Origin of the sequence: Providencia rustigianii DSM 4541, assembly GCF_000156395.1 — a bacterium.
GTDB lineage: Bacteria > Pseudomonadota > Gammaproteobacteria > Enterobacterales > Enterobacteriaceae > Providencia > Providencia rustigianii.
The window spans coordinates 150,612-164,029 of record NZ_GG703819.1 but is presented as its reverse complement, the minus strand read 5'-3'; the positions used below and the strand labels follow the sequence as shown (position 1 = coordinate 164,029).

14 protein-coding genes are annotated in these 13,418 nt (G+C 41.3%); 12 read left to right on the top strand and 2 right to left on the bottom strand.

Translation table 11 applies throughout. The features are described from left to right. Positions 1 to 732, bottom strand: a complete 732-nt coding sequence (locus tag PROVRUST_RS10660) for an IclR family transcriptional regulator (RefSeq protein ID WP_006814804.1) — start codon at positions 730 to 732, stop codon at positions 1 to 3. Between the two features lie 159 nt (positions 733 to 891). Here PROVRUST_RS10660 and trmN point away from each other — a divergent pair, with 159 nt between their 5' ends. After that, positions 892 to 1,626 (top strand): tRNA(1)(Val) (adenine(37)-N(6))-methyltransferase TrmN, encoded by a 735-nt coding sequence (gene trmN / locus PROVRUST_RS10655; RefSeq protein WP_006814803.1) that lies wholly within the window; start codon positions 892 to 894, stop codon positions 1,624 to 1,626. Positions 1,627 to 1,682: 56 nt separating this feature from the next. On the opposite strand, the gene nadB is transcribed toward trmN, so the two are convergent. Further along, positions 1,683 to 3,284 carry an L-aspartate oxidase gene (nadB, locus tag PROVRUST_RS10650; protein ID WP_006814802.1) on the bottom strand — a complete coding sequence of 534 codons (1,602 nt, stop codon included), beginning with the start codon at positions 3,282 to 3,284 and terminating at the stop codon, positions 1,683 to 1,685. A 375-nt stretch (positions 3,285 to 3,659) separates the two neighbouring features. Here nadB and rpoE point away from each other — a divergent pair, with 375 nt between their 5' ends. The 11 genes from rpoE (at position 3,660) to acpS (ending at position 13,368) form a co-directional block, all read left to right on the top strand. After that, on the top strand, positions 3,660 to 4,238 hold the full coding sequence (gene rpoE, locus PROVRUST_RS10645; protein ID WP_006814801.1) for an RNA polymerase sigma factor RpoE: 579 nt from the start codon (positions 3,660 to 3,662) through the stop codon (positions 4,236 to 4,238). A 59-nt stretch (positions 4,239 to 4,297) separates the two neighbouring features. Beyond that, a complete protein-coding gene (gene rseA / locus PROVRUST_RS10640; RefSeq protein WP_006814800.1) occupies positions 4,298 to 4,921 on the top strand; it encodes an anti-sigma-E factor RseA in 624 nt (207 codons plus the stop codon). Continuing rightward, positions 4,921 to 5,871: a sigma-E factor regulatory protein RseB gene (gene rseB / locus PROVRUST_RS10635; RefSeq protein WP_006814799.1), complete on the top strand. Its 951-nt coding sequence runs from the start codon at positions 4,921 to 4,923 to the stop codon at positions 5,869 to 5,871. The genes rseA and rseB overlap by 1 nt, the downstream gene beginning before the upstream one ends. 3 nt (positions 5,872 to 5,874) lie before the next feature. Next, the gene (gene rseC, locus PROVRUST_RS10630; RefSeq protein WP_006814798.1) at positions 5,875 to 6,339 is read left to right on the top strand and encodes a SoxR-reducing system protein RseC; all 465 of its coding nucleotides are present in this window, start codon (positions 5,875 to 5,877) and stop codon (positions 6,337 to 6,339) included. A gap of 271 nt (positions 6,340 to 6,610) precedes the next feature. Continuing rightward, a complete protein-coding gene (lepA, locus tag PROVRUST_RS10625; protein ID WP_039855402.1) occupies positions 6,611 to 8,407 on the top strand; it encodes a translation elongation factor 4 in 1,797 nt (598 codons plus the stop codon). Between the two features lie 17 nt (positions 8,408 to 8,424). Continuing rightward, a complete protein-coding gene (gene lepB / locus PROVRUST_RS10620) occupies positions 8,425 to 9,390 on the top strand; it encodes a signal peptidase I (RefSeq protein WP_006814796.1) in 966 nt (321 codons plus the stop codon). Between the two features lie 283 nt (positions 9,391 to 9,673). Then, positions 9,674 to 10,354, top strand: coding sequence for a ribonuclease III (rnc, locus tag PROVRUST_RS10615; protein ID WP_039855073.1), 681 nt, complete (start codon positions 9,674 to 9,676; stop codon positions 10,352 to 10,354). Next, entirely contained in the window at positions 10,351 to 11,259 is a 909-nt protein-coding gene (gene era / locus PROVRUST_RS10610) for a GTPase Era (protein WP_006814794.1), read from the top strand. The genes rnc and era overlap by 4 nt, the downstream gene beginning before the upstream one ends. Before the next feature lie 11 nt (positions 11,260 to 11,270). Beyond that, positions 11,271 to 12,002 (top strand): DNA repair protein RecO, encoded by a 732-nt coding sequence (recO, locus tag PROVRUST_RS10605; RefSeq protein ID WP_006814793.1) that lies wholly within the window; start codon positions 11,271 to 11,273, stop codon positions 12,000 to 12,002. A 245-nt stretch (positions 12,003 to 12,247) separates the two neighbouring features. Next, positions 12,248 to 12,979: a pyridoxine 5'-phosphate synthase gene (pdxJ, locus tag PROVRUST_RS10600; protein ID WP_006814792.1), complete on the top strand. Its 732-nt coding sequence runs from the start codon at positions 12,248 to 12,250 to the stop codon at positions 12,977 to 12,979. Then, positions 12,979 to 13,368, top strand: coding sequence for a holo-ACP synthase (acpS, locus tag PROVRUST_RS10595; protein ID WP_006814791.1), 390 nt, complete (start codon positions 12,979 to 12,981; stop codon positions 13,366 to 13,368). The genes pdxJ and acpS overlap by 1 nt, the downstream gene beginning before the upstream one ends. Positions 13,369 to 13,418 lie beyond the last annotated feature (50 nt).

Below are 13,418 nucleotides of genomic sequence, written 5' to 3'. Positions count from 1 at the left end.
TTACTCCAAATTAATTAGTTTTGTTATGTTTTGAGCGGTTTGACACGTTGCTTTGATAAGCTCATCGACGCGATGAATTGAACGAAATTCAGGAGCCATGACGGAAACCACAGCTAAAATATCGTTACCTTTGAAAATAGGAGCGGAGGCACCGAAAACACCAGCATCTATTTCGCTTACTGAGATGCCATAACCTTGCTGGCGGATCTGGACTAAATCCTTCTTTAATGTCTGCAAATAATTATCTTGCTGTAACTGTTTCCCATGAGTTTCAAACACTAATTCTTGATATTGCTCATCACGAAAAGCTAATAACGTTTTAGCGCTTGCACCACGGATCACTGTGTTACCGTGTCCAACAATGAACGAGCAACGAACCGCTTGTTCACTATCAATCTTATCCACACAGATAGTTTCACGAAGATTAGCGGTAATGATGGCGGCGGTTTCTTGGGTCTTTTTCGCGAGAGCTTGTAACTCTGATTTTGATGACGTCATCAGCAAACTATGGTGATAGTATTTTTCTTGAGTTTTGATACTCTGCGCACCAACCGTGTAAGTCCCATATTGTTTAGAGTAAGAGACAAATTCCCAATTGATGAGAATTGTTAATAAGCGATAAACGGTTGATAAAGGAATATTGAGCCCATTAGAGATTGCTTGGGGTGTGACTGGAGATGCACTGGTAGTGATGAAAGATAAGATATCTAGGGTTCTATTTATGCTGTTCATGGCATCTCCTTTTTTTCGAACTTAGCAGTAAAATTTTTAGCTAACAAATGATATTCTCATAATATGAGAATCTAATTGTTGCAAATAGATTAAATTTATCGATTTGTGAGCCTAAATTGAGAATTTGAGTACAAATAACAATCAAATCAGAGTGACAGCATGAGCAATCAAAAGCCGAAGTACCGTAAAGGGGGTTTTACCTTTAAACAATTCTTTGTGGGTCATGACCGTTGTGCAATGAAAGTGGGTACTGATGGTGTCTTACTAGGTGCATGGGCTCCAATTAATGGGGTACAAAGAGCGTTAGATATTGGCAGTGGCAGCGGTTTGATTGCGTTAATGTTGGCGCAGCGAAATGCTCATCTCAACATCGATGCAGTGGAACTTGATAGTGATGCAGCGGCACAAGCACAACAAAATTTTGATGAATCCCCATGGGCTGAACGCTTACAAATTGTTAATCAAGATATTATTAGTTTTAGTGAGCAAACCACGAAGCAATACGATGTTATCGTCAGTAATCCACCTTATTTCGAGCCAGCAATATCCTGTCGTGATGAAAAGCGTGATCAAGCTCGTTATACCAGTACATTAAACCACCCAATTTTGTTGGAATGTGCTCGCCGTTGTTTACTGCCACAAGGTATTTTTTGTTTAGTTTTACCCTATGAAGTCGGTGAAAAAGTAGAAGGAATGGCGGTTGAGAATGGATGGTTTAGTGCGTTGCGCATGAATGTGCGTGATAAACAAAATACCCCATACCATCGCATGCTATTAGGATTACGGTTGGAGCCGTGCACGGCAGAGGTTTCATCCTTGACGTTGAAACAGCAAGATGAGCAATATACCGATGAATTTAAAGCGTTGATTAAACCATTTTATCTGAAATATTAATTACCTACCTGCAATATAAATATTTACAGATAGGTAAATTAATTATTATTTTCGTTTCATCGAGTTAGAATTGTGGGCCCTGATTTTTCCAGTTGTTCAGGGTAATCTAAAGTGTAATGTAAGCCACGACTCTCTTTACGCTCTAGGGCGCAACGTACCATTAACTCGGCAACTTGTACCAGATTCCTTAGTTCTAATAAATTGTTGGAGATACGAAAATTAGCATAATAATCATGTATTTCCTGCTGTAATAAATGAATTCGGCGCAAAGCACGTTCCAATCGTTTAGTGCTTCTAACTATCCCCATGTAATCCCACATAAATAATCTTAATTCATGCCAGTTATGCTGAATGACAACTTGTTCATCGGAGTTATGGACTCGGCTTTCATCCCAATCATCAAGTTGTGGAACATCGGGGATCTTATCGATCGTTTGAATGATATTTTCCGCAGCGGCCCAACCATAAACTAAGCATTCGAGTAGAGAGTTCGACGCCATGCGGTTTGCCCCATGTAATCCGGTATAACTGACTTCGCCAATAGCGTATAAGTTAGGAATATCGGTCATACCAGTTTGATCAACCATAACGCCACCGCAGGTATAGTGGGCAGCAGGGACGATTGGAATGGGATCTTTGGTGAGGTCTAAACCAAGGGTGATTAATTTGGCATATATGGTTGGAAAATGATGTTTAATAAATTCTGGCGATTTATGGCTAATATCTAAATACATACAGTCAGCGCCAAGGCGCTTCATTTCGTGGTCAATCGCCCTAGCGACTATATCCCGTGGTGCTAATTCACCACGTTCATCATAGTCCGGCATAAATCGGCTACCATCAGGGCGCTTAAGATAGGCGCCTTCACCACGTAAAGCCTCAGTCAGTAAAAAATTGCGAGCTTGAGGATGAAATAAACAGGTGGGATGGAATTGGTTAAATTCTAAATTTGCAACTCGGCAACCTGCTCGCCATGCCATCGCAATGCCATCACCAGATGAAATATCTGGGTTAGTAGTATATTGGTAAACTTTTGCTGCACCACCAGTGGCTAAGACAATTGTTTTGGCTCGGATCGTTTCAACTTGCTCTTTTTGTCGATTCCAGACATATGCGCCAACAATTCGGGAATGACCTGAGGATTGATTTTTATCTTCAAGGATCAAGTCAACGGCATTATAACGTTCTTTGATGTGGATGTTAGGATGGGAAAATGCAAGGTCAACGAGAGTGGTTTCAACTTCTTTACCCGTTGCATCAGCATGATGCAAAATACGACGGTGGCTATGCCCTCCTTCTCGAGTTAGGTGATACTGAGTTTCCCCTGTCTCAGTCACTTCGGTGTCGAACAGGACGCCTTGATCAATCAGCCATTGGACACAATGTTTGGCGTTCGAGGCAATAAATTCGACGGACTGTTTTTCACAAATACCGGCACCAGCAATTAGCGTGTCATCAACATGAGACTCGATGCTGTCGGTATCATCGAAAACTGCGGCTATTCCGCCTTGAGCATAATAGGATGCACCTTCTGTGAGGTTGCTTTTACTGAGAATGGTAACTTGATGAAAAGGGGCGAGCCGTAAAGCGGCGGATAACCCGGCAACACCACTCCCAATGATGAGAATATCAGTGTAATGCTGTGTGGATGCGTTCATAAGTGTTTGCGTGTTATGTAGTATCTATTGAGGATTTTATGTTAGCCTATCGAATCCCCTGTGACTACGTATTAATCGATGGTCACATTAACATCCGCTGTTAATTGTATTGATGGCATGTATTATCACATCGAGGATTTTACGCGCAGAATATCCCATTGATAACGCGGTTGTGTATACTATTAGTTATAACTCACAAGGATCTCTAGGATCGAAAGAAGACCAGAATCTCATTTTTTTAATTTTTTTTCGATTTTTTGGGTATTAAATTGAACTTCGTCTGTTTTTACTACTCGAAGTAAGGCTTGCTTAAGGAAGGGAGAAAATGATCAAGTTAAGCATTTATCAGTCTACGTTCGGGAGTTTGTTCCTGGAATGAGCGAGCAATTGACAGACCAAGTACTGGTTGAAAAAGTACAAAAAGGCGACCAACAAGCCTTCAACTTACTGGTAATTAAATACCAGCATAAAGTTGCAAGTTTAGTTTCTCGTTATGTGCCGCAATCCGATGTTCCAGATGTCGCGCAAGAGTCCTTTATTAAGGCTTATCGTGCAATTGGATCATTTCGTGGTGATAGTGCTTTTTATACTTGGCTTTATCGAATCGCGGTCAACACAGCTAAAAATTATTTAGTTGCCCAAGATCGGCGCCCACCCGCGTCTGACCTGGAAGCGAGCGATGCTGAGAACTTTGAAACAGCTGGTGCTTTAAAAGAAATTTCGAACCCAGAGAACTTAATGTTGTCTGAAGAACTGAAGAAAGTTGTTTTCCGTACCATTGAGTCATTACCCGAAGATCTTCGAACGGCAATTACGTTACGAGAATTAGAAGGTTTAAGCTACGAAGAAATTGCCGAAGTGATGGATTGCCCTGTAGGTACTGTGCGTTCACGGATCTTTAGAGCAAGGGAAGCAATAGATGAGAAAGTTCAACCCTTGATCCAACATTATTAATCTTGTTGGAGTTGTGGGTCAAAATTTAACTGTGAGCAATTAACTGAAGGTAATTGGGCATGCAAAGAGAGAAACTTTCCGCAATGATGGATGGTGAAGCTCTAGATTTAGAACTCATTAATACCATTTCATGTGATTCAGCGTTGAAACAGCGCTGGGAGAGCTATCATCTTGTTCGTGATACTCTGCGTAATGATATTGGCGATGTCATCCATCTTGATATTGCAAGTAAAGTTGCGGCAGCATTAGAGAATGAAGCTGTGCGAATTAATCCTCAGGTAGTTGTCGAGTCGCAACCTGAACCATCCACGTGGAATCGACTTCCGTTCTGGAACAAGATTCGTCCATGGGCCAGCCAAATCACTCAAATTGGTGTGGCAGCTTGTGTATCGTTGGCGGTCATTGTTGGTGTTCAACAATATAACCAAAGCAATTCTGTAGATTCAATGGTCGATGAACCGGTGTTTAACACAGTGCCAGTCGGTCGTGGAGCGCCTGTAAGTTTGAATCTGTCAGATAGCCAATTATTTGGTACAGACCAGCAAACTCAGCAAATTGAACAACAGAACCAACGAATTAATGCAATGCTGCAACAGTATGAGATTGAAAGACGTTCTATGCTAAATCAACAGCATAATGAAAATGATAAAAATGCAGCGTCTGCCGGAGTTAAACTGCAATAATGAAAAAATGGTTATCCGTCATCTGCCTGACGGGCAGCCTGATTGTTTCTAATCAAGCTTCGGCATCTACACAAGATGCCGATGTTCTTTTTAAAGAAATGGGATCTGCTGCCCAGAATCTATCTTATGAAATGTCATTCATGACATTCAACCCACAAAATATTGTTCCCGTTCGTTACCGCCACGCCATCATTGACGGTGAGAATATCTCTCAGATGATTCAAATGGACTCATCTCGCCGAGAGATTGTGCAAAAAGGGGATCGAATCAGTTATTTTGAGCCGGGATTTGATGCCTTTAGCCTAAACGGCGACCATATCATTGATAATTTACCGATGGTGCTGTTTGCGGATTATCAAAAAATCCAACCTTATTATAATTTTATCGATGCTGGTCGTACCCATATTGGTGACAGACCTGCATTAGTTATCCGCATTATTTCAAAAGACAATTCTCGCTTTAATTATGTTGTTCTCATCGATGAAGAAACTAAATTGCCATTACGCGTGGATTTATTAGATAACAACAGTCAGACACTAGAACAATTTCGCGTGATTTCTACGGTGCTTGATAGCAAAACGGTACAAGATTCATTAGCTACATTACGCAATGTTAATTTACCGCCTTTACTTGTGTCCCCAAGAAATGAAAATCCTTCATTTAAATGGCAAGTTGGGATGCTCCCTCCTGGTTTTGAGGAAACCTCACGCTCAGTAAGGAAATTAGCGGATGATGATGTAATAGAAACCGCTATGTTTAGTGATGGTCTGTTCACTTTTTCGGTGAATGTGACTAAAGCATCCAAAGGTCCTCTGCTCGATCAACCGTTGCAAAATGGTCGCCGCACAATTTATACCATGACTCAGAAGCAAAATGTGATTACGATAATAGGCGAGCTACCGCTTGCAACCTCACAGTTAATTGCGAGTAGCATCCAATTTCGGGAGTAAATCATGGTAAAAGAATGGGCAACAGTTGTTCGATGGCAAAAAGGGCGCGCATTATTGCGTTATGGCTCTTCAGCAGGGTGTGGCAGTTGCAGTGCACGAGCTGCTTGCGGCTCTTATGCATTGAATAAAATCGGACCGAATACAGAGCATGAATTAGAAATTGAAATTGAGCAACCTCTCGTTGTAGGGCAAAAAATAGAGGTTGGCATCCCTGAAGGTAGCCTATTACGTTCGGCGATGTTGGTCTATTTAACGCCACTGATTGGCCTATTCTTATTTGCTGCATTAGCGCAGTCTGCTGATTTTGAACAGCTATGGGTGGCTGTTTCGGGTGTATTTGGCGGGTTTGCTGGATTTTTTATTGCGCGTACAATGGCATCACATTGGCGCCATAAAATAGATTTTCAACCAATTGTTTTGCAAATAGGTCTTCCCCCCGGAGAGGTTTGTGTTCAAACCCATTCTTGAGCCGAAATCACCTGTAGCCATTATTCGCCCGTAGCCATTATTAATAGTTATTGGCGATTTTGCTTTTAGTTACTCAAAAATGTCATCAGTAACTTATTAAACTTCGGCTGTTTTACAGTTGTTTTACATTGAATCTTTGTGTTAGAGGGTTCTTGTATGTAAAATGCTGCTAATTAGCAATCTTGTGATAATCATAGCATTTTAGTTTTGTAGCAAATTTTGCACAAAACTGATTTTGTAAGGCAATTTAAAAGAAGATATTACCTTGAAAATCAAAAACATCAGAAACTTTTCGATCATTGCACATATCGACCATGGTAAGTCCACATTATCAGACCGCATTATTCAAATTTGTGGTGGCTTAACTGACCGCGAAATGGCGGCGCAGGTTCTAGACTCTATGGATTTAGAGCGTGAACGTGGAATTACTATCAAGGCACAAAGCGTTACCCTTGATTATAAGGCATCAGATGGTGAAACATACCAACTGAACTTTATCGACACCCCAGGACACGTTGACTTCTCTTACGAGGTTTCACGCTCTTTGGCTGCGTGTGAAGGTGCTCTGTTAGTTGTGGATGCAGGGCAGGGCGTTGAGGCTCAGACGCTGGCTAACTGTTACACCGCAATTGAGATGGATTTGGAAGTTGTTCCAATCCTGAACAAAATTGATTTACCTGCAGCGGATCCCGATCGTGTTGCGGATGAGATTGAAGACATTGTGGGGCTTGATGCTCATGATGCAGTTCGCTGCTCAGCGAAAACAGGAATCGGTGTTCAAGATGTCATTGAGCGTTTAGTTAAAGAAATTCCACCACCGGAAGGCGATCCGGAAGGACCTTTACAAGCGCTGATTATTGACTCTTGGTTTGATAACTATTTAGGCGTTGTTTCTCTGATCCGTATCAAAAATGGTTCCTTGAAAAAAGGCGATAAAATCAAGGTGATGAGTACAGGACAGGTCTATAACGCTGAGCGTCTGGGAATTTTCACACCAAAACAAATTGACCGAGACACCTTAAGTTGTGGTGAAGTAGGCTGGTTGGTGTGTGCGATTAAAGACATCACGGGCGCGCCTGTTGGTGATACTTTAACGGGAGCTCGTAATCCAGCGGATAAAGCATTACCAGGCTTTAAAAAAGTGAAGCCTCAGGTTTATGCGGGTCTGTTCCCAGTAAGTTCCGATGATTATGAAGCATTCCGTGATGCACTAGGCAAATTAAGTCTGAACGATGCATCTCTATTTTATGAACCAGAAACGTCGACAGCATTAGGTTTTGGTTTCCGTTGTGGTTTCCTTGGTTTACTGCACATGGAAATCATTCAAGAACGTTTAGAGCGTGAATACGATCTTGATTTGATCACAACGGCACCAACGGTTGTCTATGAGGTGGTTCAAACCAACGGTGAAGTGGTACATGTGGATAGCCCATCCAAATTACCAGCACTTAATAATATTGAAGAGTTAAGAGAACCAATCGCTGAGTGTCATATGCTGATGCCTAAAGAGTATTTAGGTAACGTGATTACTCTGTGTATTGAGAAACGTGGCGTGCAAACCAATATGGTTTATCACGGAAATCAGGTATCTCTGACCTATGAAATTCCGATGGCAGAAGTCGTACTAGATTTCTTTGACCGTTTGAAATCGACATCTCGTGGCTATGCGTCTTTGGATTATGCATTCAAACGTTTCCAAACATCTGATATGGTCCGTGTGGATGTATTAATTAACAACGAACGTGTTGATGCATTAGCACTGATCACTCACCGTGGAAATTCACAATACCGTGGACGTGAGCTGGTTGAGAAGATGAAAGAGCTAATCCCTCGTCAACAGTTTGATATCGCAATTCAGGCGGCGATTGGTAACCACATTATTGCTCGTTCTACAGTTAAGCAATTACGTAAAAACGTTCTTGCGAAGTGTTATGGCGGTGACGTTAGCCGTAAGAAAAAACTGTTGCAGAAGCAAAAGGACGGTAAGAAACGTATGAAACAAGTGGGTAACGTTGAACTCCCACAAGAAGCGTTCCTTGCTATATTGCATGTTGGTAAAGACAGCTAAGTTTACAAGGAGTCTCAATGGCTAACACATTTGCCCTGATCCTAACATTAGCCACGCTAGTGACTGGGATTATTTGGTGCTTAGATAAATTTAAGTTTGCGCCTGCTCGTAAAGCCAAGCTTAAAAAATTGCGGGAAGTAACTAACGGCTCAATGAATGAAGATGAATTAGCGAAAGCAGTTCGTCGTCCTTCATGGCTTGAAACGGGAACCTCAATTTTTCCTGTGTTAGCTATTGTTCTGATTGTACGCTCATTTATTTACGAACCGTTTCAGATTCCATCTGGCTCGATGATGCCGACGTTATTAGTCGGTGATTTTATGTTGGTTGAGAAATTCTCTTATGGGTTGAAAGATCCTATTACTCAAACCACATTAATCGAAACAGGAAAACCGAATCGTGGAGATATCGCGGTATTCAAATACCCGCTAGAACCTAATGTTGATTTCGTAAAGCGTGTCGTTGGTTTACCGGGAGATAAAATTATTTATAATCCGGATTCCAAAGAACTCACTATTTATCCGAACTGCACAGCAAATAATTGTACCGAACGTTTACCAATTACTTATGGCCCATTAAAGCCAAGCGAATGGACGATGTTTTTAGATATTGGCTCGGTGGTTGATAACCAAAAGGGCAACTATCAAATCCCTCTTGACCAAGCATTGCCAAGAAATGCATTGCGTCAGTACGAGAGAAGTGAAACGTTGGGCACTGTTGAACATCAGATTTTAATTATTCGTGAAGCGATGACTGAAGCTAAATATGTTCAACCCAATATGCCTCGTAATGAGTGGATTGTTCCTGATAAACATTATTTTATGATGGGTGACAATAGGGATAATAGCTCTGATAGCCGTATGTGGGGCTTTGTTCCTGAACAAAACTTAGTGGGTCGAGCCGTGTTTATCTGGCTAAGTTTAGATAAACAAGAAAATGAATGGCCGACGGGTATTCGCTTTAGTCGTATTGGTCCTCTATAATTCAATTCAGACAATGCGGGTTTTCAGATGAAAACTCGCATTATCATAAGCATTATTGTTTTACCCAGTGTACAATAATCTTGTATTAAATATTATTGGCTTCCTAATAATCAACCATTCCTGTTAAATCATCATGGCTAATTAAAGTTATTTTCATTAGTTTCAATGAATTATGAGTGGTGTTTGTTGGATGTCAGTGCAAACGCAACAGTTTTGTAAAATACCCAATTTTACAGGTCTGTTGCGTGTGCTTTGTTATCAAATAAGAAATGGTTGGGCGCACATGAACCCTCTTTTATTAGAGAAATTACAGCGTAAGCTGGGTTATACCTTTACGCAACACGATTTATTAATCCAAGCATTGACACACAGAAGTGCTAGCAGCAAGCATAATGAACGATTAGAATTTTTAGGTGATTCAATTCTTAGTTTTGTGATTGCAAATGACTTATATCACCGTTTTCCTAAAGTGGATGAAGGAGATATGAGCCGCATGCGCGCAACGTTAGTGCGTGGAAATACATTGGCTGAAATAGCCCGTGAATTTGAGCTCGGTGAATGTTTACGTTTAGGTCCTGGAGAATTAAAAAGCGGCGGTTTTCGTCGTGAATCAATTCTTGCGGATACCGTTGAAGCCTTGATTGGTGGCATTTTTCTTGATAGTGATATCCAAACTATTGAGCGAATCATCCTTGCTTGGTACAAAGGTAGACTAGATGAAATTAGTCCGGGTGATAAACAAAAAGACCCTAAAACGCGGCTACAAGAATATCTGCAAGGGCGTCACCTTCCATTACCTAATTACTTAGTTGTTCAGGTAAAAGGTGAGGCTCATGATCAAGAATTTACGATCCACTGCGAAGTCAGTGGTATTGAGCAATCTATTAATGGTGTTGGTTCAAGTCGTCGTAAAGCGGAGCAAGCCGCAGCAGAACAAGCATTGAAAATCTTGGAGATTGAATGAGTGAATTACAATCCCACTGTGGTTTTGTTGCCATAGTTGGACGTCCGAACGTTGGTAAATCAACGTTATTAAACCAGTTGTTAGGGCAAAAAGTCTCGATTACGTCGAGAAAGCCACAAACAACTCGTCACCGCATTATGGGGATCAATACAGAAGATAATTACCAAATTATCTATGTTGATACCCCAGGTCTACACATTGAAGAAAAAAGAGCGATCAACCGATTGATGAACCGCGCAGCATCCAGTTCTATTGGTGATGTTGAATTGGTTATTTTTGTGGTTGAAGGAACCCATTGGACACCAGATGATGAAATGGTGGTCAATAAATTATCCAGCTTACGTTGCCCTGTTATTCTGGCAATCAACAAAATTGATAATGTGGTCGATAAGACGAGCCTATTGCCTCACATTGGTATGATCAGCCAGAAAATGAATTTCTTGGATGTAGTACCAATTAGTGCTGAAAAAGGTCAGGGCGTTGACACAATTGCGAAAATTGTTAAACAACATATTCCTGAAGCTATTCACCATTTCCCTGAAGACTACATTACTGATCGTTCTCAGCGCTTTATGGCGTCTGAAATTATCCGTGAAAAATTAATGCGTTTTCTTGGTGATGAATTACCATATTCCGTAACTGTAGAAATTGAGCAGTTTAAAGAAATGGATAGAGGTGGCTACCACATCAACGGCTTGATTCTTGTTGAACGCGAGGGTCAGAAAAAAATGGTTATCGGTAATAAAGGCAGCAAGCTGAAAACTATCGGTACCGAAGCCCGTATTGATATGGAACGTCTGTTTGAAACTAAAGTTCACCTTGAACTTTGGGTTAAAGTTAAATCAGGTTGGGCAGACGATGAAAGAGCGCTGCGTAGCCTGGGTTATGTTGACGATTTAAAATAATCGGTGACAACGTGAGTGGTTGGCAACGTGCGTTTGTGCTCCATTCCCGTCCTTACAGTGAAACGAGTTTATTACTCGATTTTTTCACTGAAGGGGAAGGTAAAATACGTTTGTTGGCGAAAGGCGCTAGGCGCAACCGCTCACCTTTAAGAGGCTGCTTGCAGCCTTTTACACCTTTATTAATCCGTTGGGGTGGTAAAGGTGAAATCAAGACCCTCATTAACGCAGATCCTGTTTCTCTTGCTCTTCCTCTAAGCGGCACTGTTTTATATAGCGGCTTATATCTCAATGAATTAACCGCCCGTGTCCTTGAGTTTGGAACCCCATATTCAGCCTTATTTTTTGATTACCTATCTTGCTTACAAGTGTTGGCAGGCAGTGAGCGAACACCTGAATCTGCTCTACGCCAATTTGAGCTTGCACTGCTATCTTACTTAGGTTACGGCGTTGACTTTCTGCACTGTGCAGGTAGCGGAGAGCCTGTATCGGATACTATGACTTATCGTTACCGCGAAGAAAAAGGATTTATTGGTAGCTTAGTAATAGACCAATTTAGCTTCACAGGAAAACAACTTAAAGCGCTGGCAAGCCGTGATTTCCCTGATGCTGATACCCTAAAGGCAGCTAAACGTTTTACTCGGATGGCTTTAAAGCCCTATCTGGGAGGTAAGCCGTTAAAAAGTCGAGAGCTTTTTAGGCAATTCACGACAATGCCTTCAATATTAACTAATAATAAAAGCTAAATTTTATTTTTTTGAAGCTATTTGCAGATATTTCTACGTGCAAATTCATCTGCTATCCAGCTAATTTTTTATCCTTATCCATTTTCTTCGAAGCGCTTCCCAAAAGTTGAATGTAATAGGTGCAATACAGATATCTGTTTGTAATATGTGGGAAAGAGTGAGAGATTTATTCCCACAAAGCGCTAAAGTGCAGTACGATACGACTTATAAAAAATAAGTGACCGTTTATTCATAGGGAGTTAAACATGGCTGAGCTGTTATTGGGCGTTAACATTGACCACATTGCAACCGTTAGAAATGCAAGAGGAACACAATATCCAGATCCTGTCCAAGCAGCATTTGTTGCTGAACAAGCTGGAGCAGATGGTATCACCATTCACCTACGTGAAGACCGTCGCCATATTACGGACAGAGATGTTGAGTTACTTAACCAAACTATTCAAACTCGCATGAATCTTGAAATGGCGGTCACCGATGAGATGATCGACATCGCTTGTCGCATTAAGCCAACTTATTGTTGTTTAGTACCAGAAAAACGTGAAGAAGTGACAACGGAAGGGGGATTAGATGTTGCAGGGCAAAAACAAAAAGTTGCTGCTGCGGTAAAACGTCTAACAGAGTCGGGCATTTTAGTCTCCTTGTTTATCGATGCAGATCATGAGCAAATTGATGCTGCTCAAGAGTGCGGTGCTCCATTTATTGAGATCCATACTGGAGCATATGCGGATGCAAAAACAGAGCAAGCTCAAGAGATTGAGTTTCGTCGAATTCGTGATGGTGTCAAATATGCCGCAGGTAAAGGCATTAAAGTGAATGCAGGTCACGGCTTGACGTACCATAATGTTCAGCGTATTGCCGCACTTCCTGAAATTTATGAATTGAATATTGGCCACGCGATTATTGGAAGAGCGTTATTTAGTGGTTTAGCGCAAGCAGTATCCGATATGAAGCAATTACTCACGGAAGCACGCAAATAATGGCTATTGTAGGTTTAGGTACTGATATCGTTGAAATTAGTCGTATAGAGTCAGTCATTGAACGCTCAGCGGATAGCTTAGCTAAAAGAATTTTGACGGAATACGAGTATGCACAATATCAGCAACAAACTAAGCCTGCCCGTTTTTTAGCTAAACGATTTGCCGTTAAAGAGGCTGCTGCTAAAGCATTAGGGACTGGGATCCGTAACGGATTGGCTTTTAATCAGTTTGAGGTCACTAATGATAAGTTAGGTAAACCGTTATTAACGCTCAGTGGAGAAGCTTTGAAGCTGGCAGCTTGTCTGAATGCAACCCATTTTCATGTTTCTATTACCGATGAGCGCCATTATGCGGCAGCAACAGTGATTATAGAGAGTCTGATAGATTAAATGAATTGCCGACAAGGCTACGTCGTTACGTCGGCAATTTTTAAGGATGA

Coding starts and splice junctions, on each gene's coding strand:
- PROVRUST_RS10660 (WP_006814804.1), bottom strand. CDS start 732: ATGAACAGCATAAATAGAACCCTAGATATCTTATCTTTCATCACTACC.
- trmN (WP_006814803.1), top strand. CDS start 892: ATGAGCAATCAAAAGCCGAAGTACCGTAAAGGGGGTTTTACCTTTAAA.
- nadB (WP_006814802.1), bottom strand. CDS start 3,284: ATGAACGCATCCACACAGCATTACACTGATATTCTCATCATTGGGAGT.
- rpoE (WP_006814801.1), top strand. CDS start 3,660: ATGAGCGAGCAATTGACAGACCAAGTACTGGTTGAAAAAGTACAAAAA.
- rseA (WP_006814800.1), top strand. CDS start 4,298: ATGCAAAGAGAGAAACTTTCCGCAATGATGGATGGTGAAGCTCTAGAT.
- rseB (WP_006814799.1), top strand. CDS start 4,921: ATGAAAAAATGGTTATCCGTCATCTGCCTGACGGGCAGCCTGATTGTT.
- rseC (WP_006814798.1), top strand. CDS start 5,875: ATGGTAAAAGAATGGGCAACAGTTGTTCGATGGCAAAAAGGGCGCGCA.
- lepB (WP_006814796.1), top strand. CDS start 8,425: ATGGCTAACACATTTGCCCTGATCCTAACATTAGCCACGCTAGTGACT.
- rnc (WP_039855073.1), top strand. CDS start 9,674: ATGAACCCTCTTTTATTAGAGAAATTACAGCGTAAGCTGGGTTATACC.
- era (WP_006814794.1), top strand. CDS start 10,351: ATGAGTGAATTACAATCCCACTGTGGTTTTGTTGCCATAGTTGGACGT.
- pdxJ (WP_006814792.1), top strand. CDS start 12,248: ATGGCTGAGCTGTTATTGGGCGTTAACATTGACCACATTGCAACCGTT.
- acpS (WP_006814791.1), top strand. CDS start 12,979: ATGGCTATTGTAGGTTTAGGTACTGATATCGTTGAAATTAGTCGTATA.